A 21871-nucleotide genomic window follows, 5' to 3' on the forward strand; every position below is an offset into this window, starting at 1 on the left:
CTATCCTTGATATTATATCAAAAATTTTACAACCTTTCTCTGAAGAACTCAATCAATTTAAAAGATAGTGAACGGGAAAAATTCCAGTTACCTTTTTCTTTGTTCTATCCTATTTTCTCACTACATAGAAATCTAAAGAAGAGCTTGAAAGATTTCTTCCAAGTTCTTAGCATTTCTTTTTACTCAATAAGTAGGTTCACTTCCGCAAACTTAATTCGCACCGTCGTTCCTTTTCCAACCTCAGACTCGATGCGAATCTGGTGACCCAGTTCTTCAGAAATTTTCTTAGATAGATAAAGTCCAAGTCCAGATGACTGCTGGGTCAAACGCCCATTGTAGCCTGAAAAGCCACGTTCAAAGACTCGGAGCACATCGCTGTTTTTAATCCCGATTCCCGTATCCTTGATACAGAGCTCCTGACCTTCCATATAAATCTCTAGCCCACCTTCCTTGGTGTATTTGAGACTGTTTGAAAGGATTTGTTCAATGACGACCAACAGCCATTTCTTATCAGTCACGATGATTTTGTCAAGGTCATGGAGATTGAGCGTCAGTCCTTTTTGGATAAAGAAAAGGGCATACTTGCGAACCACTTCCTTCACCAAATCCTCCACTTGAACCTTTTCAAATACCAAGTCATCATGGAAGCTCTCTAAACGCAGGTACTGCAACACCAGGTTGGTATAGGAGTCAATCTTAAAGATTTCCTGTTCCAGTTGCTGCTTGACCTCCCGATCAGAGACTTCTGCCACTAAAAGTCGACTAGCCGCAATGGGGGTCTTGATCTGATGAACCCACAAGGTGTAGTAATCCAGCAAATCCGTCAGCTTGCTCTGAGCCTCAGACTTCTTTTGATACAATTCAGATTCACGCTCTTCGAGCTTTTCTGCTAGCGCACATTCTAGAGGAGACTTGGGGTCTCGCTCAGCATAGAGTACTTCCTGCCGGTAAACCTGAGCTTCTGCAAAAATATCCCAAGCCAAAAATAAGAAGGTCAAAAAACTACTGAGCAGAAAGAAATAAAGAAAATAAGTTCCTAGACTAGCAAATAAAAACTGAAAGAGAAGGACGAGAAAGCCTAATGAAAAAATATAGGTAAAAACACGACTGCGAGAACGCAGATAGGCTAGACAAAATGATTTCCAATCAAGCATGTTTCAGTCCGTATCCTATCCCTTTCTTGGTTTCGATAAAGCCTACTAAACCTTGCTCCTCCAACTTTTTACGCAAGCGAGCAACATTGACAGACAAGGTATTGTCATCGATGAAAAAGTCGCTATTCCAGAGTTCCCGCATCAAGTCATCACGCGCCACGATATTGCCAGCATGTTCAAACAGCACTCGCAAAATTTGAAATTCATTCTTGGTCAAACTCAGGACCTCCCCCTGATAGTGCAGGTCCATAGACTTGGTATTGAGGATTACACCTGCATACTCTAGCAAACTTTCATCCCGCCCAAACTCATAGGAACGGCGCAACAAGCCCTGAACCTTAGCAAGGAGGACCTGCTGGTCAAAAGGCTTAGTTACAAAGTCATCCGCTCCCATATTGATTGCCATGACGATATCCATAGCCTGATCTCTCGAAGACAGAAACATGATAGGTACCTTGGAAATCTTACGAATTTCCTGGCACCAGTGGTAACCATTAAAGAGTGGCAGGCCAATATCCATGAGGACCAAATGAGGTTCTGACTGGACAAAAAGGCTCAATACTTCCATAAAATCTTCTACCAAAACGACCTCAAAGCCCCACTCAGAGAGCAGTTTCCCCACTTGTTGCCGAATAACTTGGTCATCTTCTACTAGTAAAATCTTGTGCATGCGCTCCTCCTTTGTTATTTCTCAAAGTATCAAAACCCTTCATATCAGATTTACGGATCAGTATCTCATACTGTTTAGAAGCCTATTTCCCAAATCCAGATAAGAAAACAGATGCTAAATAGAGAACATTCCCACTGATATCATACCTTATTTTTAATTATAGTTCCAGCCTTATCCTATATTTTCCTTTTTGTGCTCATTTAGTTAGCGTTTCTTTAACTTATTTAATAGATCTAGCCTTCTTATTGACAAGCTAGCCATGATTTGTTAGAATATGAATGAACAAAAAATTCTATTCATTCATTCATAAAATAAAGGAGGTTAAATCCTATTGGACAAAAAACAATCTTTAAAGACAGCAGCCTATGAAGTTTTTTCGAAAAAAGGTTACAAGGCAACAAGTATTTCAGAAATTGCTAGGCAAGCTGGTGTTGCAGTTGGTTCTTTTTATAACTATTACGAGAGTAAAGAAGCCATTTTTCTAGACATCTATATAGATGAAAACAACCGTGTTCGCCAAGCTATGATCGAAGAACTGGATTGGGAAATTGACATGATCGACCTCATTGGTCAACTATTTGCTCAGTCCAGAACTCTCGTTTCTTCCAATAAAATCCTTGCAGAATGGTACAATCCTGCCATCGCAGATGAGTTGCACAGCTACTATTCCTCGGAAGAAGGCAAAGTCGCAAATCCTTTTCATCAGTTTCTAGTTAAAACTTTTACAAATCGCATGCAGGCTGAAGGGTACTCGCCAGAAAAGATTCAAGATATTTTACAGGTTTATAATCTTTTTTACTATATGGATATGCATATCACGGAAAAAGATTTTCCAGATATTGGCAAAACTGTTGAAATACTTGCAACCAACTTCATTAAAGGAGTTCTAAAATAAAGAATGGATTTCTTTATTTTTTGAAAAGATATGAATGAATTATTTTTAAGTTCATTCATAAATTTAAGAACAGGAGTCATAAAAAATGAAAAGAGGTAAAAAAATGTTTATTATCATTCTATCAACACTTGGAGCGCTATGTATTATAACTTGGGGTGCCATCGCTTATCTTGGACGAAGCCAGACATTATCGATAAAATCCATCGAAAACCCCAGCGGAGATCTATATTTAATTCATATCACAAAACCGAGTCATCAAATCTGGAAAGCTGGGGCTTATGCTAAGTTTACACTCCCTGATACCTCGTCTACTGCTAGTAAATATGAAGCTAAGGGAGAGCAAACCAGTCGATGGCTAACCATTGCCTCCACACCTGATGAAGATGAAATCCTCATTTTAACTCATCATAGTGGTAGCCACTTTAAGAACACCTTGACACATTTACCGTCTGGCAGTAAGATTGAGATGAGTTGGTTGGATTCCTCTTTAACCATTAAAGATACGAATCAGCCACTAGTTTGCTTTGCATCTGATGTTGGTATTTCTACTCTACGCCCCCTTATCAAAGAATGGGCTGGTAAATGTCCGATTATTCTCAACCATTTTGACAAAGGAGTTACTATTTTCGATAATGAGATGAAAGAACTGGCTCAAAAAACACCGAATTTTACTTATAAAACTAGCGATGATTTTTCTCAAAGTCAAGAATTTGTAAAACGTGCTATTGATGAATACGGCAATCAAGCCAGCTATCTCATCACAGGTCAGCCTGATGATGTTAAAGAAATGACGAATTTTTTAAAGGAAAATGGGATTGATAGCAATAACATACAAGTAAGCTCGTTTAGAGGTTTGAAATAGGAGCAATCTATCTTCTATATATTTCAATCAAACCCTACTAGGTCATTCGAACAAGTCTACTAGCTAATTCTAGGTAAATGTGATAGGATAAACATAGAGAAAGGAGCTTTTATGGCTAATATTTTTGACTACCTGAATGATGTAGCATACGATTCCTTTTATGATCTCCCCATGAATGAGTTAGATGTTCTTGCCTTGACTGAATTAACCTATCTTGCTTTCGATGATGTAGTCACCCAAGAACCAAAGCGTCTCATAGATCTTGCACCTCAAATCCCTAGAGACACGACGATGCTGACCAATAAGAACCGTCTCCAATTGTTAGATCAGCTCGCTCAACACAAACGCTTTAAAAATTGCAAGCTCTCAGACTTTATCAACGATATTGATCCTGAATTGCAAAAACAGTTTGCGGCTATGACTTATCGTATCAGTCTCGATACCTATTTGCTTGTTTTTCGTGGGACGGATGATAGTATCATCGGCTGGAAAGAAGATTTCCATATGACCTATATGAAGGAAATCCCAGCTCAAAAACATGCCCTCCAGTATTTAGAGAACTTTTTTGCCAAACATCCTAACCAAAAGGTTATCCTAGCAGGACACTCAAAAGGGGGAAATCTAGCTGTCTATGCTGCCAGTCAACTCGATCCACTCTTACAAAAAAACATTGTAGCTGTCTATACTTTTGATGCCCCTGGGCTTCACAAGGAACTAACCGAAACACCTGGCTATCAAAACATGATGGAAAGAACGAAAGTGTTTATCCCGCAAGGGTCTATCATCGGGATGATGCTGGAAATTCCGGATAAAAAAATCATCGTTCGAAGCACTGCCTTGGGTGGTCTTGCCCAGCACGACACTTTTAGTTGGCAGGTTGAAGACAAACACTTTGTCCAACTAGACGAGACCAATAGTGACAGCCAGCAAGTCGATACCACCTTCAAGGAATGGGTTGAGACGGTCCCTGATACTGAACTGCAGCTCTACTTTGACCTCTTTTTTGGAATCATTCTCGATGCAGGCATCTCCTCTATCAACGACCTCTCTTCCTTCAAGGTTATTGAACACGTTCACCATCTCTTTGTCCAAGCTCAATCCCTCACTCCCGAAGAAAGAGAAACCATGGGACGACTAACCCAACTCTTGATCGACACCCGCTACCAAGCTTGGAAAAATCGTTAAAATAAGAAAGTCAATGAATCACCCGATTCCTTGGCTTTTTTAGAAAAAAGGGTCAGAAAAGTTAGCCTAAATCACAAACCTTGACGACAGACTCATTTTTTGTTAAAATGTAACAAATATTATTACATCTAACGTAAGATAATCCATGAAAGGACTTCTACCATGAAATCATTAAAAGGTATTTTATTTATCGGACTTAGTATGCTTCTGACTATTCTAGCTTGGCTCAGTTCAGGCGCTAGTCAGTTTCTAATCCCTGGTTTAGCTCTCACTACCCTCTCACTTACTTTTATACTAGCTAGCCGTTTACCCTTGCTTGAAGCTTGGTTTAACGGACTTGAAAAGATGTATCTAGCTCATAAATTCACTGCTTTTCTATCCATTCTCCTACTAACCCTACACAACTTTAGCATGGGCGGTCTCTGGGGTTCGCATTTAGCCGCCCAGTTTGGAAATATCGCTATCTATATCTTTATCAGCATCGTTCTGGTTGCCTATCTGGGACAATATATCCAGTATGAAGCATGGAGATGGATTCATCGATTGGTTTATCTAGCCTATATCTTTGGCCTTTTTCATGTTTTGATGATCATGGGAAATCGTCTCCTCTCCTTTAGTTTCCTAGGTCTTATCTTTGGAATCTATGCTCTTTTAGGCTTGCTTGCAGGTTTTTATATTATTTTCCTTTATCAAAAGGTCGGTTTCACCTATCTTGGAAAAATCGTAGGAATCAAACGCGTCAATCACGATACAACTGAAATTGAAATCGAACTTAGTCATCCTTTCACCTACGAATATGGACAATTTGCCTTTCTAAAAATTTTCCAAAAAGGTTTTGAGACTGCTCCACACCCTTTCTCCATCTCAGGAGGACAAGGACGAACTCTTTATTTTACGATAAAAAACTCTGGTGACCACACCAAGAATATCTATGACAATCTTCAAGTTGGTAGCAAGGTTGCAGTTGATCGCGCCTATGGACATATGACTATGGAACATGGTCCAAAGCAGCAAATCTGGATTGCAGGTGGAATTGGAATGACACCTTTCATCTCTTATATCCGAGAACACCCTATCCTAGACAGGAACGTCCGCTTCTACTATAGTTTCCGTGGAGAGGAAAATGCTGTCTACTTAGATCTACTTCGAGACTACGCCCGTCAAAATGCTAACTTTGACCTGCAGCTGGTCGATAGCAATGAAAAAGGATACCTGACTTTGGATCAAGAAGAAATCCCTGACCAGACTACAGTCTATATGTGTGGACCTCTTCCTATGATGAAGACCCTTGCCAAGCAAATCAAGAAAAAGAATCCCAAAGCAAAACTCATTTACGAAGATTTCAAGTTTAAATAAGATCATTGTCCCTCTAACACAAAAGAGGGACTTTCTTTTCACTTTATTTCCCTCTTCTGTGCTATACTTAATTTAGTACATTCTTTGAGATTGGAGCCAGTATGAAAATCCATAAAACCGTGAATCCCATTGCCTATGAAAACACTTATTATCTGGAAGGAGACCAACACCTGATTGTGGTTGACCCAGGTAGCCATTGGGAAGCTATTCGCAAGACTATCGAGAAAATCAACAAACCAGTCTGCGCGATTCTCCTGACCCACACCCACTACGACCATATTATGAGTCTGGACTTGGTTCGTGACACTTTTGGAAATCCCCCCGTTTATGTAGCAGAAAGTGAAGCCAGCTGGCTCTATACTCCCGTTGACAATCTCTCTGGCCTACCTCGTCATGATGATATGGCTGATGTCATCTGCAAACCAGCTGAACACACCTTTGTCTTTCATGAGGAATACCAGATCGAAGAGTTTCGTTTTACAGTTCTACCAACCCCAGGGCACTCTATTGGCGGTGTTTCCCTGGTCTTTCCTGATGCTCATCTAGTCTTGACGGGAGATGCTCTATTCCGAGAAACCATCGGACGGACAGACCTTCCTACAGGTAGCACGGAACAACTCCTCCATAGCATTCAGACGCAGCTCTTCACCCTTCCTAACTACGATGTCTATCCTGGGCATGGTCCAGCTACGACGATCGCTCACGAAAAGACCTTTAATCCCTTTTTTTAGCAAACAAAAAACCAAGGGTAATTTCCTTGGTTTTTTTGTAGCTTCAATTTCTATGTCAATATTTGCTCAGAAGAATCAATATTGACTAGAAAAATAATTCAAAACTAATTAGCTCGATTCAATTCTTTCCAGTCAATATTTGATAAATTAAGCTTTTCAGAAGAGATATCTAAAACTTGCTCTGCTTTTTCATTGCCACCGATTTGAATAGTTGCTTCTTTAATCTTCTGCACTCCATTTTTATCAAACGAATATAGAGCCAGATTCATTTCTGGACGAGTTGACTGCCAGTCTGCATAAGAGACTTGACCATTTTCATAAATATCAAATCCTGAGCGAAAACCACCTGCAGAAGCTATATATGCTGTGTGAAGTAAGCTAGGTTTTTGATTTTCCAAATAATAAATAGCTGAAACAAATTTTTCATCGCCAATAAGCAACTCGTCTTGACCATCCTTATTCAAATCAACAATTGCGTATTTCCAATCGGGTGCATTATGATAATCCATTCGAGAGAAAACTAAGCCATATTCTTCTGAAGTAATCTTATCTTGTTTATTTTCCTTGTATAAATCTTCTCTATTACCTTGTTTTAAAAGGTCTGTAAAGTGTTTATAGCGTTCAATCACTTCTTTATATAAATCTTGTCTGGTTTCTTTCTTATTTTCAGCAGTCGATTGCGATTCCTTGGTTGACGAGTCACTAGTATTTTCAGCCTTAGCTTCTGTTGATACACTAGTCTTATCGTCTTTGGAGACAGATGATAGTGCAGATGAAGGTTCTGTATTGTTCCTATTTTTATTGAGACTACAAGATGCTAAAACTGAAATCGAAAGAATAGCTGATAGCATCATTAAAAATTTCTTCATGTTAACCTCGATAGCATTGCATTTTCAGATTGATAAACTTCAAAAATGAACCATTAATTCCAAGATGATACTTGGTTAGAGACTTACTTTACCAAATAATCACACGGTCCTCTGGTGAACGCCACATACCGTCGCCTTCTTTGACATCATAGGTTGTAAAGAAGTCATCGAAGTTTGGCACTTGCACATTGACACGGAGTTTAGCAGGCGCGTGCACGTCGACACTGGCCATGAGTTTCATCAACTCCGGACGGCCTTTCATACGCCAGATACGAGCAAAGTTGTGGAAGAATTCTTCAGCAGAGAAGTCTGCTTCTCTCTTGGCAGCTTCAAGGGCTGCAGCAATTCCTCCTAGGTCGGCAACATTTTCTGATACGGTTAGTTTTCCGTTGATCCTTGCGCCGTATGATTCTTGACCATCAAACTGGTCGATAACTTTCTGCGTTTTTTCTTTAAAGGCTGCATAGTCGCTTTCTGTCCACCAATCTTTGAGGCTACCATTTTCATCAAAAGAAGCGCCATTTGTATCAAAGGCATGAGAAATCTCATGGGCAATAACAGCACCAATACCACCGTAGTTAGCAGAAGACGACTGATGCAAATCATAGAATGGAGCCTGTAAAATGGCAGCTGGGAAGACAATCAAGTTCTTCTGAGGATTGTAGTAGGCATTGACCATATGAGCTGGCATGCCCCATTCCTTGTAATCAACAGGCTGGTTCCACTTGCTCCAGCTGTGCTTGATTTCCACACGCGCAAAGGCTAGAGCATTTTCAAAGAGACTGGCAGTTTCGTCCACTACTTTGTCCTTGTAGCGTTCTGGCAATTCCTCTGGATAACCGATATAAGGTTTGATGACATTGAGTTTGACAATGGCCTTATCTCGCGTTTCAGGCGTGAGCCAGTCGTTCTTAGCCAAACGTTCCTTATAAACGTCAATCATAGTCGCCACTTTTTTCTCTACGTCTGCCTTAGCTTCTGGGGAGAATTTTTCATGCGCATACCAGAGACCAAGGGCTTGCTTAAAGGGACCTTGGGCCAAGTGATAGGCTGCCTTGACCTTATCCTGAGCTTCTGGAACACCTGAAAGGGCACGTCCGTAGGCACCTGACAAGACACGAATCTCGTCTGTGAGATAGCTGGTTGAAAGATTGACCACAGCTAAAATCAAGGTTGCCTTAAGCAAAGGCCAAGCTTCTTCACTATAAAATTGGTCTGCTGCTTGCCAGAAACGCTCCTCGTCTACGATAACCTTATCTGGAGTTTGTCCAATCACTGCTTGGAAGAAATCATCCAAAGGGAGGGCAGGGGCAAATTTCTTGAAATCTTCATAAGCATATGGATGGTAGAGTTTGGCATATTCTGAACTTTCTTCGTTAGAAAGAACCACCGCTGCGATACGACGGTCCAATTCCAATCTCTTCTCTAGTAAGTCTTCGATTTCCTCATCTGAAAAATCATAGGCTTTGAGAAGATTTGCGCTACTTTCCTTCCAAAGCGTCAAGAGCTCCTCACGTTGAGGATGGTCTTCAGCATAGTAGGTTGTATCTGGCAAGATAGTTCCTGGTGCACTTGCCCAGAGAACATTGGTTCTGGCATCCATAAAGTCTGGTGATACTCCAAATGGAAGGAAGTTTGGTTTACCTGCTAGTTCAAACTCTGCCAGTTTGCTGGTAAAATCTGCAAAGCTCTCCAAATCTTGGTATTCCTTGAGCAGAGGAAGGACAGGCTTGATTCCATCTGCATCCCTCTTATCAAAATCACGTACCATACGATGGTACTTAACAAAATTTGCGAGGATAGCGTCCTCTGGAACATCTTCGCCTTCCAACCACTTGTCCGTAGTTGCCAGCATTAACTCTTCAATTTCCTCATCAAGGTCAATAAAGCCACCTGTTCGAGATTTATCAGCTGGAATAACAGCTGTTTTTTCCCATTCTCCATTGATTGCATCATAAAAATCGTCTTGATAACGTGTCATCTTGTTCTCGCTTTCATTTTTTCACTTATTCTTAGCTTAGCAAAAAACACTTGGGAATGCAATTAAAAATGGTCTCTCTTTTTTCTTCATTTTTCAGTTATTATTTTAAATTTTTTAAAAATTAACTTGACTTAATTTTTTTTTAATGTATATTAAAAGACAGGAGGAAAATAACTGTATGATACGTATCGAAAACCTCAGTGTCTCCTACAAAGAAACGTTGGCACTAAAGGATATTTCACTAGTGCTCCACGGACCAACTATTACCGGAATTATTGGTCCAAACGGTGCTGGAAAATCAACTTTATTAAAAAGTATGTTGGGAATTATCCCACACGAAGGTCAGGCCTTTCTCGATGACAAAGAAGTCAAGAAATCTTTACATCGAGTTGCCTATGTCGAGCAAAAAATCCATATCGACTACAATTTCCCTATCAAGGTCAAGGAATGTGTCTCACTGGGACTCTATCCATCTATCCCGCTCTTCCACACTTTAAAGGCCAGCCACTGGAAAAAAGTGGCGGATGCACTTGAAATCGTTGGACTCTCAGACTATGCTGATCGCCAAATCAGTCAGCTCTCTGGAGGACAATTCCAACGTGTTTTGATTGCCCGCTGCTTAGTGCAGGAAGCTGACTACATCTTTTTAGATGAGCCTTTTGTCGGGATTGACTCGATCAGTGAAGAGATTATCATGAATACACTGAGAGACCTTAAAAAAGCTGGTAAAACAGTTCTCATCGTCCATCATGACCTCAGCAAAGTCCCTCATTATTTCGACCAAGTTATGCTTCTCAATCGAGAATTGGTTGCTATTGGTTCAACTGAAGAAACCTTTACCGAAGTCAATCTCAAAAAAGCTTATGGTAGTAAGCTCTTCTTTAATGGAGGTGACCTATGATAGTAGAATTTATCGATGGATTGCAACATTTCCATTTCCTACAAAATGCCCTGATAACAGCTATAGTCATCGGGGTGGTTGCTGGAGCCGTGGGATGTTTTATCATCTTACGTGGAATGTCTCTCATGGGGGATGCCATCTCTCACGCAGTTTTGCCCGGCGTAGCCCTTTCCTTTATCCTGGGAATTGATTTCTTTATTGGAGCGATCATCTTTGGCTTGATGGCTTCCATCATCATTACCTACATCAAGGGGAACTCTATCATCAAGAGTGACACTGCCATTGGTATTACCTTTTCATCTTTCTTAGCCTTAGGTGTCATCTTGATTAGTGTTGCCAAGAGTTCGACAGACCTCTTCCATATCCTTTTTGGGAATATCCTCGCTGTCCAAGATACGGACATGTGGATCACCATTGGTGTGGGGGCATTGATTCTCTTGATTATCGGGATTTTCTTTAAACAACTATTGATTACATCCTTTGACGAGCTTTTGGCTAAAGCCATGGGAATGCCTGTTAATTTCTATCACTATCTACTCATGGTGCTCTTGACCCTTGTGTCAGTCACTGCCATGCAAAGTGTTGGAACGATTCTTATCGTGGCCATGTTGATCACCCCAGCTGCGACGGCTTACCTTTATGCTAATAGCCTAAAGAGCATGATTTTTCTTTCATCAACCCTAGGGGCAACCGCTTCTGTTTTGGGACTCTTTATCGGCTATAGCTTCAACCTCGCAGCAGGATCCAGCATCGTGCTCACATCTGCCAGCTTCTTCTTAATCAGTTTCTTTATCTCTCCAAAGCAACGATACTTGAAACTAAAAAATAAAAAAATCAATAAATAAGGGGAAACCCTTCTGGAGGAATCTAATGAAAAAATTAGGTACATTGCTCGTTCTTTTTCTTTCTATCATTGGATTAGCTGCCTGTGCTAGTGGGAAAAAAGATACAGCATCTACAAACCAAAAACTAAAGGTTGTAGCGACTAACTCTATCATTGCTGATATTACTAAAAATATCGCTGGTGACAAGATTGATCTTCATAGTATCGTTCCTGTTGGTCAAGACCCACACGAGTACGAACCACTTCCTGAAGACGTAAAGAAAACTTCTGAGGCTGACCTCATTTTCTATAACGGTATCAACCTTGAAACAGGTGGCAATGCTTGGTTTACCAAATTGGTCGAAAATGCCAAGAAAACTGAAAACAAAGACTACTATGCAGTTAGTGACGGCGTAGATATCATCTACCTTGAAGGTCAAAACGAGAAAGGCAAAGAAGACCCACACGCTTGGCTCAACCTTGAAAATGGGATAATTTATGCTAAAAATATCGCTAAACAGTTGATTGCAAAAGACCCTAGCAACAAGGAATTCTACGAAAAAAATCTCAAAGACTATACTGAAAAGCTAGACAAACTGGACAAGGAAGCTAAAGAGAAATTTAACAATATCCCTGCTGAGAAAAAACTCATTGTAACCAGCGAAGGATGCTTCAAATACTTCTCTAAAGCTTACGAAGTTCCAAGTGCCTACATCTGGGAAATCAACACAGAAGAAGAAGGAACACCTGAACAAATCAAGACCTTGGTTGAAAAACTTCGCCAAACAAAAGTTCCATCACTCTTTGTTGAATCAAGTGTCGATGACCGTCCAATGAAGACTGTTTCACAAGACACAAATATCCCAATTTACGCACAAATCTTTACTGACTCAATCGCTGAAGAAGGTAAAGAAGGTGACAGCTACTACAACATGATGAAATACAACCTTGACAAGATTGCTGAAGGTTTGTCAAAATAATCCATTAAAAACGTCATTCTCACCGAATTGGCGTTTTTTTACACTTTCCGGTCAAATCATTGGAAAAATCTGATAATTCTCGGTAAAATGAAAGAAAAAAGAATGGAGTAGTTTCATGACCACTTTTCTCGGAAATCCTGTAACTTTTACAGGTAAACAACTGCAAGTCGGAGACAAGGCACTTGACTTTTCTCTTACGACAACCGATCTCTCTAAAAAAACGCTAGCTGACTTTGAAGGAAAGAAAAAAGTCTTGAGTGTTGTCCCTTCTATCGATACTGGTATCTGCTCAACGCAAACTCGTCGTTTCAACCAAGAACTAGCTAACCTCGACAACACCGTCGTTCTTACTGTTTCTATGGACCTACCATTTGCCCAAGGACGCTGGTGTGGGGCTGAAGGTCTTGACAATGCCATCATGCTTTCAGACTATTTTGACCATTCTTTCGGGCGCGATTATGCCCTCTTGATCAACGAATGGCATCTCCTTGCACGTGCTGTCTTTGTTCTCGATACTGACAATGTCATCCGTTACGTAGAATACGTTGACAACATCAACACAGAACCAGACTTTGAAGCTGCTATTGCTGCAGTGAAAGAACTGGACTAAAATCAAAGCCATTAGGGCAGAAGGCTAGAGAAATCTAGCTTTTTTTGATATACTAGATGGAGAGAAAAGACAAGAGGAAACGAATGACGCCAAATAAAGAAGACTACCTAAAATGTATTTATGAAATCGGTACGGAGATGCAGAAAATCACCAATAAGGAAATTGCTGCCCGTATGCAAGTCTCTCCACCTGCCGTAACAGAGATGATCAAACGTATGAAAAGTGAGAATCTCATCCTCAAGGACAAGGAGAATGGCTATCTATTGACAGATATCGGCCTCAAACTAGTCTCCGAACTCTATCGCAAACACCGGTTGATTGAAGTCTTTCTAGTTCACCATCTCGACTATACTAGCGATCAGATCCACGAAGAAGCTGAGGTCCTAGAGCACACTGTATCCGACCTCTTCGTAGAGAGACTGGATAAACTGCTTGGCTTCCCTAAAACCTGCCCCCACGGAGGAACCATACCAGCTGAGGGAGAACTCTTGGTTGAAATCAACAACTTACCACTGGCAGACGTCCAAGAAGCTGGAACCTATCTCCTGACTCGCGTTCATGATAGTTTTGAACTACTCAAATATCTAGAAAAGCATGAAATCCATATCGGTGACCAAGTCAAAGTCAAGCAGTTTGATAATTTTTCCAATACTTTTACACTGGTCAACAAAGGTGAAGACCTCCAAGTTAGTATGGATATCGCCAAACAACTCTATGTCGAAAAAATCAACTAAGCCCTTATCCTTGAAAGAAATTCCTTTCAGGGATTTTTTATTATTTTAGTTGTAAGTTCCATTCGTTTGATGTAGAATGAAGCTAGATAAAAGAGGGAGGTCTTCCTATGAAAAAGCTCTTTAGAATCCATTTTGCAGCCATTGTAGTCAGCGATTTGCTACTGTTGGTAACTTTCAGACCCCGATACGAACTTTCTTTGGAGAGAGGCCTGATTTTTTGCTTCATTTTCATCCTTGCTCAAGGACTACTGCTATTTCGATTGGTCAATCGACTCAAAAAACAGTTCTCTGAGATTTATCCTCAGATGAACAAAAAAATTCGCTTCTACTATTTAGGAGTGCTCATCAGCGATTTTCTATTATTTGTCTTTTTAGCCATCACTGACCCTCAATATTTCTACTCTCTTACTCCAGTCTTTACTTCCTGTCATTCTACTTTATATTATATGACGGCTAGCCACCTAAGAGAAAACTATCCCGACTTTTACAACAAACACATCGCCTTCTGGGAGTGTCTATAAACAAAAACCAAGCCAACTGGGCTTGGTTTTCTTATCTATTTTTAGTATCAAGAATGATGGTAACTGGCCCATCATTTACCAGCTCCACCTGCATATCCGCTCCAAAGATGCCTGTCTGAACGGGCACTTTCTGAGCTAGCTTTTGGTTGAAAGCGTCATAGAAGGCAGCTGCCATATCCGGCTTGGCTGCTCCTGTAAAGGCGGGACGATTGCCTTTCTTGATATCTGCAAAGAGGGTAAACTGGGAAATAGAAAGGATTTCTCCTTCAATATCCTTGACAGACAGGTTCATCTTGCCTTCTGCGTCTGAAAAAATCCGAATGTTGACGAGCTTTCTCACAGCATAGTCCAGATCTTCCTCTTGGTCCTCTGGGCCAACACCGACCAGCAATAAGAGTCCCTGATTGATCTTTCCATGAACCTGACCTTCGATACTGACTTGAGCTTTTTTAACCCGTTGAATAATGATTTTCATAAGCGCCTTTCTAGTAACTGAAGGGAGAATTAGCCGTTGGTCCGTTTGACAGAGTAGACCTCTGGCACACTCTTAATCTTGTCCACGACTGTGGTCAGTGTAGAGAGGTTGGAAATACCAAATGAGACATGGATATTAGCAAATTTCATATCCTTAGTTGGTTGAGCATTAACAGTTGAGATATTCTTAGTTGTGTTGGAGAGAACTTGCAGAACATCATTTAAGAGCCCTGTACGGTTGAGACCATAGATATCGATGTGGGCAGTGTATTCCTTGCTTGAGAATTGATCTTCCCACTCCACATCAAGAAGACGTTGCTCGTAGTTTTCTTGGGCACGGAGATTCATACAGTCCACACGGTGAATAGCTACACCACGACCCTTAGTAATGTAGCCGACAATGTCGTCACCTGGCACTGGATTACAACACTTAGCAATCCGCACTAAGAGACCTGAAGCACCTTCAATGACCACACCACCCTCATGCTTGACCTTGAGGGTTTCTTTGTTTTCGACCTTAACTTCGCCACCTTTGACAAGCTCTTCTGCTTCCGCCTTGGCCTTGGCACGTTCTTCCTCACGACGTTCCTTTTCTGTCAAACGGTTAAAGACGGTAATAGCGCCAATTTCTCCAAAACCAATGGCTGCATAGAGAGCTTCCTCTGTCTTGTAGCTGGTCTTTTGAAGGACCTTGTCCATGTGACGCTTGTCCATGAATTTATTGGCTACATAGCCGTTTTCTTGGAACTGGGCCATCAGCATCTCACGGCCCTTGTTTACGGATAATTCCTTGTCTTGATTTTTAAAGAACTGACGAATCTTGTTGCGTGCCTTACTGGTCTTGACCATATTGAGCCAGTCACGACTCGGACCAAAGGAGTTGGGGTTGGTGATAATTTCAACCTGATCCCCTGTCTTGAGCTTGGTTGTCAGTGGAACCATACGGCCATTGACCTTGGCACCAGTCGCTTTTTCACCGACTTTGGTATGGATTTCATAGGCAAAGTCAATCGGTCCTGAATCTTTTGGAAGGGAGCGAACCGCACCATCTGGAGTAAAGACGTAAATCTCCTCTGCCAGATAGTTTTCTTTAACAGAGTCCACAAATTCCTTGGCATCATCAGCCTGGTCTTGGAGCTCCATCATCTCTTTGATCCAGTTCATTCCAATAGCTGATTCTTTACTATTGACCTGCCCTTTAATGCCTTTCTTATAAGCCCAGTGAGCTGCTACCCCGTACTCAGCCACTTCGTGCATTTCCTTGGTCCGAATCTGGAATTCAATCGGCCCTTTTGGCCCATAAACAGTCGTATGAATAGACTGGTAACCGTTGGCCTTACGATTAGCGATATAGTCTTTGAAGCGGCCTGGCATGGGTTTCCAAAGTTCATGCACATAACCCAACATGGCGTAAACATCACTCTGGGTATCCAAAATACAGCGAATGGCAATCAGGTCATAAATTTCCTCAAAGCGTTTCTTCTTATCCTGCATCTTGCGATAGATCAAATAGATATGCTTAGGACGACCATAGATTTTCCCTTTGAGATTGCGTTCGGTAGCATACTCCTCCAACTTGGTTACGACTTCGTCGACCAAAGCCTCACGTTCTCTGCGTTTTTCCTTCATCATGTGGGTGATCTTGTAAAACTCAGTTGGATTGAGATAACGGAAAGATAGATCTTCCAACTCCCACTTGACACTGGAAATCCCTAGACGATGAGCAAGTGGTGCGTAAATTTCCATGGTTTCTCTGGAGATCCGTTCTTGCTTGTCCTTTCGCAGGTGTTTTAGAGTCCGCATATTGTGCAAACGGTCCGATAATTTAACCAAGATAACACGGATATCCTCTGACATGGCCATAAGCATCCTGCGGTGATTTTCAGCTAATTGTTCCTCGAGCGATTTGTACTCAACCTTACCAAGCTTGGTCACACCATCAACGATAATCCGAACATCATGACCGAACTCTCTCTCCAGATCATCCAGTGTCGCATCTGTGTCTTCAACAACGTCATGCAAAAAACCGCAGGCAACGGTTACGGCATCCAGCTTGAGCTTAGCCAGAATTCCTGCTACCTGAATGGGATGGATAATATAGGGCTCACCTGATTTCCGAAACTGCCCACTATGACAATCTACCGCATAAATCAATGCTTTTTGTACAAAAGCAACGTCTTCCTTTGTTAAATATTCTCTCGTTAAAGCGACTACCTGATCGCCCGTCAAATTCACTTCTTTCGGCATCTATACTCTCCAATTCTTCCTACCATTTTATCACTTTTTTAAGGATATGAAAACTAGAAAAGCTCTGCAGTTCTATAATTTACTCCATTCCTTACAAGGATCTCAAAAAGAACAATAAACTTTAAACTGTTTTATTATTTCTATTTACTTTTATAATTAATGAGTGGATTTTATAAACGAACTAGCTATTTCTTATCATTTTTAATAAATTTTATAAAAACATTCGTATTTAACTTGATTGATTGGCTTCCATCCTTTATAATAGAGTGAAACTATTTTTGAGGAGATTTTTATGTCATCATTTCGTAAACAAGCAGCCCTTTTAGGTCTGACTGCAGCTGTATTTGCGGCTTCTACTGCTCAAGCAGATGAAAAAGCTACAAATCTAGATCCTAGCACTACACCTACACCAGTAGCAAATCAATCAGAGAAACCCGTTGCAGCTACTGGAAATGAAAAGGGAACGGCATCTGAAAAAACAGACGCTCCTGCTAAGCAAGATGAAAATGCTACTCCAGTAGCAAGCACTGAAACAACCCCTTCTAAAGAAGGAAGCCTTGCAGACGACAAAGCCCTTCAACCAACAGAAGGACAGGAAGTCGATGTCCGCATCCTTGCAACAACTGACCTTCATACCAATCTAGTTAACTATGATTATTACCAAGACAAACCTGCTGAGAACGTTGGACTAGCAAAAACAGCTGTTCTCATCGAAGAAGCTAAAAAAGAAAATAGCAATACACTTCTCGTAGATAATGGAGACACGATTCAAGGAACGCCACTTGGAACTTACAAGGCAATCGTTAACCCAGTCAAAGAAGGAGAACAACACCCTATGTATGCAGCCCTTCAAAAGCTCGGTTTTGAAGCTGGTACACTAGGAAATCATGAGTTTAACTATGGTTTAGACTACCTCAAACGTGTCATTGATACAGCTGGAATGCCAATTGTCAACGCCAATGTTGTAGATCCTAAAACGGGCGCTTATGTCTACGACCCCTATAAAATCATCAGCAAAACCTTTGTTGATAAAACTGGTCGCAAAACGACCGTCAAAATCGGGGTGACTGGAATCGTTCCCCCTCAAATTCTCAGCTGGGATAAGGCCAACCTTGAAGGAAAGATTCAGGTTAATGACTCCGTAGAAGCTATTCAAAAGATTATCCCTGAAATGCGCAAAGCAGGTGCAGACATCACTCTTGTACTCTCTCACTCAGGCATCGGAGATGATAAGTACGAAAAAGGGGAAGAAAACGAAGGCTATCAAATTGCAAGTCTACCCGGTGTGGATGCAGTTGTAACAGGGCATTCTCACGCTGAATTTCCAAGTGGAAATGGCACTGGCTTTTATGAAAAATATGCTGGTGTTGATGGCGTAAATGGTAAGATTAATGGTACTCCTGTAACCATGGCTGGAAAATATGGGGATCACCTCGGCATTATCGACCTCAACCTTATCTACAAAAACGGAAAATGGACTGTTGCCAACAGCAAAGGCTCTATTCGTAAGATTCACACTAAGTCCAAAGAAGCTGATGAACGAATCAAAGAAATTGCCAAAACAGCTCACGAAGGAACCATCCAATACGTTCGCCAACAAGTCGGAACAACAACCGCACCAATCACAAGTTATTTTGCCCTTGTCAAGGATGATCCATCTGTTCAAATCGTCAATAACGCGCAAATCTGGTATGCTAAGAAAGAACTAGCAGGAACTCCTGAAGGAGATCTTCCTATTCTCTCGGCTGCGGCACCATTTAAGGCGGGAACCCGTGGAGATGCTACTGCCTATACAGATATTCCAGCTGGCCCAATCGCCATCAAAAACGTAGCCGATCTCTACCTCTACGACAATGTCACGGCCATCCTAAAAGTCACTGGAGCTCAACTTAAAGAATGGTTGGAAATGTCTGCTGGTCAGTTCAACACGATTGATCCAACTAAAAAAGAAGCGCAACAGCTCATCAATCCAAGCTATCGTACTTATAATTTTGATGTGATTGACGGTGTGACCTATGAGTACGACGCCACCCAACCAAATAAATACGACCGCGAAGGTAAGTTGATCCACCCAGATGCTAGTCGTGTCCGCAATCTTAAATACCAAGGAAAAGATGTACGTCCAGATCAGGAATTCATCGTGGTAACCAACAATTATCGCGCAAATGGTAAATTCCCTGGCGTTCGTGATGCTAGCCTCAATCGTCTCCTCGGACTTGAAAATCGCCAGGTTATCATCAACTATATCCTCGATGTAAAAAATATCAACCCAAGTGCAGATAAAAACTGGCACTTCACAAATAGCATAAAAGGGTTGGACGTTCGTTTCTTGACAGCCGATAAGGCCAAAGACTTAGTCAGCACAGATGGTGATATTCAATATCTAGCAAGCTCTGACCAAGAAGGTTTCGGCGAATACCGCCTTCTCTATGTAGAGCCTAAGGCTGAACCTGCAGCAACAAATCACCACGAGATCCAAGATATTCAGAGACAAAATCAAGGCGATGCAATCACTCTTTCAAACGGTGGGCAAACTATTATTTTACCAAGCGCTCATAATCCAGTAGCTACTACTCTACCAAATACAGGTGAGAAAACGTCTATCCTAACCTTCCTAGGTGTCATTCTAGCAGGGCTTGGACTTTCTCTCAAGAAAAAGGAAGAATAACATAATAGAAGCAAGGCGAGACTCGTCTTGCTTCTTTTTAACCACCAAAAACACTGCCAGATTTCTCTAGCAGTGTTTTGACATTTCATTTGCTTAGTAGACTGTTTTTTCAGTTTCTACATCGAAGAAGTGTGCTTTGTTCAAGTCAAATCCAAGTTCAACTGTTGCACCTGTTTGCAAGTAGTCACGAGCATCCACTTTTGCAACAAATTCGTCTTTACCAACTTGGCAGTAAAGGTGAGATTCTGAACCAAGCAATTCTGATACTGAGATAGTTGCTTTAACCACTGATTCTGGGAATGTTTCAAGGAAAGCAGGTTCTGCATTCACATCTTCTGGACGGATACCGAAAATCAATTCTTTTCCTTCGTAGCCTTTGTCACGAAGAACTTTCAAAGCACCTTCTGGCACTTTCAAACGGAAACCATCAGAAACAATTTCGCTACCAACCAATTTCACATTGATGAAGTTCATAGCTGGGCTTCCGATAAATCCTGCTACAAATTTGTTAACTGGGTTTTTGTAAACTTCTTGAGGAGTACCGATTTGTTCAACACGTCCGATAGTACCTGTACCAGCAGGGTTCTTAGTAGCTGACATGATAACGATACGGTCTGCCAATGTCATCGCTTCTGTTTGGTCGTGCGTTACGTAGATGGTTGTAGCACCGATACGACGGTGGATCTTCGCAATTTCAGCACGCATAGATACACGAAGTTTGGCATCCAAGTTTGACAAAGGTTCGTCCATCAAGAACACTTTTGCATCACGGACGATGGCACGACCCATGGCAACACGTTGACGTTGACCACCTGAAAGGTCAGCTGGTTTACGATCCAAAAATTCTTTCAAACCAAGGATTGCTGCCGCTTCTTGCACACGTTTGTCGATGTCTTCTTTGCTGTATTTACGCAATTTCAAACCGAAAGCCATGTTGTCATACACAGTCATGTGTGGGTAAAGAGCGTAGTTTTGGAATACCATGGCGATGTCACGGTCTTTTGGAGCCACGTCGTTGACAACCACACCATCGATAGATGCAGTACCTTCAGTAATGTCTTCAAGACCAGCGATCATACGAAGTGTTGTTGATTTACCACATCCTGAAGGACCTACGAAAACGATAAATTCCTTGTCTTTGATGTCCAAGTTGAAATCTTCAACTGAGTAGTGTTCGCTGTTTGGATATTTTTTGTAAATGTTTTTAAGATTTAATTCTACCATCGAGGTGAACTCCTTTTGTCTTTTGATAGTTTTATTATAGATGAAAACGCTTTACATTTCTATGGCAAGGTGACCAAAAAAATAAAAAAGTTCTGTGCAACTTGCACAAAACTTTAAAGAATATCTGGTAAAATCAACTGATAACACAAGGTAAGATCCGTTAACTCCTTCAACTGAAGCCCTGTCAATTCTTCCCATTTGTCAATCTTGTATTGGAGAGAATTGCGATGTAGATAGAGTTGCTGGGCTGTTTTAGTTAGGACAGCACTATTTTCCCAGAGAGAAAGGATAATTTCCTGAATCTGATCCTGAGCCAAAATCATCTGGTGCAGACATTCTTTAATGACTCTCAGGTCCACAATCCTTTCTCCCATACTCCAAAGATAGAGTTGTGAAAAGGTGTGTACACCTTGATGACCTTGACGCCACCATGTCTTAAACAAATCCCGCTCCGCTTTGATCAGGTCTGACAGGGCTTGATAGCCTGTCTGAGACCACACCTGCCCCAACATGATAGACAGACGAAGGCTAAAGTCATACTCTACTGCCTCAATCGTATCAGATAAGATTGAGCGGACAGAGCTGTATTTATCTTGTTGAAGCACAAACACATAATCCTGAGCCCCGACCTGTAACACTGTTTGGCAGTTGGGAAAGAGGGTCTGCATCATATCCAGCCAAGAGGCTAGATTTTCCTGTTGGTAATAGGATAGATGGCAATAAACCAGCTGAATCTTTTTAAAAGTTTGAGGCGCCTGCCCCTTCCCCTCAATCAGATAGGGATACCAAGGATTGAGCGAACGAGCCTGCTCCTGCTGGGTCAAAAGGGCAACCAACTGCTTTTCACGCTCACTGAGCCCAGCTTCCTCCAGTAAAATCCACTGCTGAGAAGCTAAAGGGAGAGTAAGATAGCCTGGTTTCTCAATCGGCTGATCTGAAATCTGAGCTTCAGGAAACCAGTCCTGTAATTCCTTTGCAATCATATC

General features: G+C 41.4%; 20 protein-coding genes. 12 read left to right on the plus strand and 8 right to left on the minus strand.

What is annotated here, in order from left to right; translation table 11 throughout:
• Nucleotides 1–179 precede the first annotated feature (179 nt).
• On the minus strand, nucleotides 180–1154 hold the full coding sequence (locus KX728_RS07040; RefSeq protein WP_215804421.1) for a sensor histidine kinase: 975 nt from the start codon (nucleotides 1152–1154) through the stop codon (nucleotides 180–182).
• The gene (locus tag KX728_RS07045; protein WP_000548982.1) at nucleotides 1147–1824 is read right to left on the minus strand and encodes a response regulator transcription factor; all 678 of its coding nucleotides are present in this window, start codon (nucleotides 1822–1824) and stop codon (nucleotides 1147–1149) included. The genes KX728_RS07040 and KX728_RS07045 overlap by 8 nt, the downstream gene beginning before the upstream one ends.
• Before the next feature lie 325 nt (nucleotides 1825–2149).
• On the opposite strand from KX728_RS07045, the gene KX728_RS07050 reads away from it, so the two are divergent.
• The 5 genes from KX728_RS07050 to KX728_RS07070 all read left to right on the plus strand — a co-directional run bounded on the left by KX728_RS07050 (nucleotide 2150) and on the right by KX728_RS07070 (nucleotide 6853).
• Nucleotides 2150–2719 carry a TetR/AcrR family transcriptional regulator gene (locus KX728_RS07050; RefSeq protein ID WP_215804952.1) on the plus strand — a complete coding sequence of 190 codons (570 nt, stop codon included), beginning with the start codon at nucleotides 2150–2152 and terminating at the stop codon, nucleotides 2717–2719.
• An 85-nt stretch (nucleotides 2720–2804) separates the two neighbouring features.
• A complete protein-coding gene (locus KX728_RS07055) occupies nucleotides 2805–3581 on the plus strand; it encodes a ferredoxin reductase domain-containing protein (protein WP_038804854.1) in 777 nt (258 codons plus the stop codon).
• A gap of 111 nt (nucleotides 3582–3692) precedes the next feature.
• Nucleotides 3693–4766 (plus strand): DUF2974 domain-containing protein, encoded by a 1074-nt coding sequence (locus tag KX728_RS07060; RefSeq protein ID WP_215804420.1) that lies wholly within the window; start codon nucleotides 3693–3695, stop codon nucleotides 4764–4766.
• Nucleotides 4767–4928: 162 nt separating this feature from the next.
• The gene (locus KX728_RS07065) at nucleotides 4929–6122 is read left to right on the plus strand and encodes a ferredoxin reductase family protein (protein WP_215804419.1); all 1194 of its coding nucleotides are present in this window, start codon (nucleotides 4929–4931) and stop codon (nucleotides 6120–6122) included.
• A 101-nt stretch (nucleotides 6123–6223) separates the two neighbouring features.
• Nucleotides 6224–6853: an MBL fold metallo-hydrolase gene (locus tag KX728_RS07070; protein WP_215804418.1), complete on the plus strand. Its 630-nt coding sequence runs from the start codon at nucleotides 6224–6226 to the stop codon at nucleotides 6851–6853.
• A 104-nt stretch (nucleotides 6854–6957) separates the two neighbouring features.
• On the opposite strand, the gene KX728_RS07075 is transcribed toward KX728_RS07070, so the two are convergent.
• Both KX728_RS07075 and KX728_RS07080 read right to left on the minus strand, forming a co-directional pair.
• Nucleotides 6958–7722: a hypothetical protein gene (locus KX728_RS07075; protein ID WP_215804417.1), complete on the minus strand. Its 765-nt coding sequence runs from the start codon at nucleotides 7720–7722 to the stop codon at nucleotides 6958–6960.
• Between the two features lie 88 nt (nucleotides 7723–7810).
• Complete coding sequence (locus KX728_RS07080) at nucleotides 7811–9703, minus strand: M13 family metallopeptidase (RefSeq protein WP_215804416.1); 1893 nt, start codon at nucleotides 9701–9703, stop codon at nucleotides 7811–7813.
• Nucleotides 9704–9881: 178 nt separating this feature from the next.
• Here KX728_RS07080 and KX728_RS07085 point away from each other — a divergent pair, with 178 nt between their 5' ends.
• The 6 genes from KX728_RS07085 (at nucleotide 9882) to KX728_RS09385 (ending at nucleotide 14272) form a co-directional block, all read left to right on the plus strand.
• Nucleotides 9882–10604, plus strand: coding sequence for a metal ABC transporter ATP-binding protein (locus KX728_RS07085; RefSeq protein WP_000619158.1), 723 nt, complete (start codon nucleotides 9882–9884; stop codon nucleotides 10602–10604).
• The gene (locus tag KX728_RS07090) at nucleotides 10601–11449 is read left to right on the plus strand and encodes a metal ABC transporter permease (protein WP_000634601.1); all 849 of its coding nucleotides are present in this window, start codon (nucleotides 10601–10603) and stop codon (nucleotides 11447–11449) included. Before KX728_RS07085 ends, KX728_RS07090 begins: the two co-directional genes overlap by 4 nt.
• Nucleotides 11450–11474: 25 nt before the next feature.
• Nucleotides 11475–12407, plus strand: coding sequence for a metal ABC transporter substrate-binding protein (locus KX728_RS07095; RefSeq protein WP_000733063.1), 933 nt, complete (start codon nucleotides 11475–11477; stop codon nucleotides 12405–12407).
• A 115-nt stretch (nucleotides 12408–12522) separates the two neighbouring features.
• Nucleotides 12523–13017 carry a thiol peroxidase gene (gene tpx / locus KX728_RS07100; protein ID WP_000206544.1) on the plus strand — a complete coding sequence of 165 codons (495 nt, stop codon included), beginning with the start codon at nucleotides 12523–12525 and terminating at the stop codon, nucleotides 13015–13017.
• An 83-nt stretch (nucleotides 13018–13100) separates the two neighbouring features.
• Nucleotides 13101–13751 (plus strand): metal-dependent transcriptional regulator, encoded by a 651-nt coding sequence (locus KX728_RS07105; protein ID WP_215804415.1) that lies wholly within the window; start codon nucleotides 13101–13103, stop codon nucleotides 13749–13751.
• 107 nt (nucleotides 13752–13858) lie between these two features.
• Nucleotides 13859–14272, plus strand: a complete 414-nt coding sequence (locus KX728_RS09385) for a hypothetical protein (protein ID WP_000732787.1) — start codon at nucleotides 13859–13861, stop codon at nucleotides 14270–14272.
• A 31-nt stretch (nucleotides 14273–14303) separates the two neighbouring features.
• Here the strand turns inward: KX728_RS09385 and dtd are convergent, their stop codons facing one another.
• Nucleotides 14304–14747, minus strand: a complete 444-nt coding sequence (gene dtd / locus KX728_RS07110) for a D-aminoacyl-tRNA deacylase (protein WP_215804414.1) — start codon at nucleotides 14745–14747, stop codon at nucleotides 14304–14306.
• A gap of 29 nt (nucleotides 14748–14776) precedes the next feature.
• A complete protein-coding gene (locus tag KX728_RS07115; RefSeq protein ID WP_215804413.1) occupies nucleotides 14777–16993 on the minus strand; it encodes a RelA/SpoT family protein in 2217 nt (738 codons plus the stop codon).
• A gap of 292 nt (nucleotides 16994–17285) precedes the next feature.
• Between KX728_RS07115 and KX728_RS07120 the strand changes: the two genes are divergently transcribed.
• The gene (locus tag KX728_RS07120; RefSeq protein ID WP_215804412.1) at nucleotides 17286–19661 is read left to right on the plus strand and encodes a bifunctional 2',3'-cyclic-nucleotide 2'-phosphodiesterase/3'-nucleotidase; all 2376 of its coding nucleotides are present in this window, start codon (nucleotides 17286–17288) and stop codon (nucleotides 19659–19661) included.
• A 93-nt stretch (nucleotides 19662–19754) separates the two neighbouring features.
• Here KX728_RS07120 and KX728_RS07125 read toward each other — a convergent pair whose 3' ends face one another.
• The gene (locus KX728_RS07125; RefSeq protein ID WP_000229944.1) at nucleotides 19755–20885 is read right to left on the minus strand and encodes an ABC transporter ATP-binding protein; all 1131 of its coding nucleotides are present in this window, start codon (nucleotides 20883–20885) and stop codon (nucleotides 19755–19757) included.
• Between the two features lie 113 nt (nucleotides 20886–20998).
• Nucleotides 20999–21868 carry a PucR family transcriptional regulator gene (locus tag KX728_RS07130; protein WP_215804411.1) on the minus strand — a complete coding sequence of 290 codons (870 nt, stop codon included), beginning with the start codon at nucleotides 21866–21868 and terminating at the stop codon, nucleotides 20999–21001.
• Nucleotides 21869–21871 lie beyond the last annotated feature (3 nt).

This window comes from Streptococcus oralis (genome assembly GCF_019334565.1).
GTDB classification, from domain to species: Bacteria; Bacillota; Bacilli; order Lactobacillales; family Streptococcaceae; genus Streptococcus; species Streptococcus oralis_CR.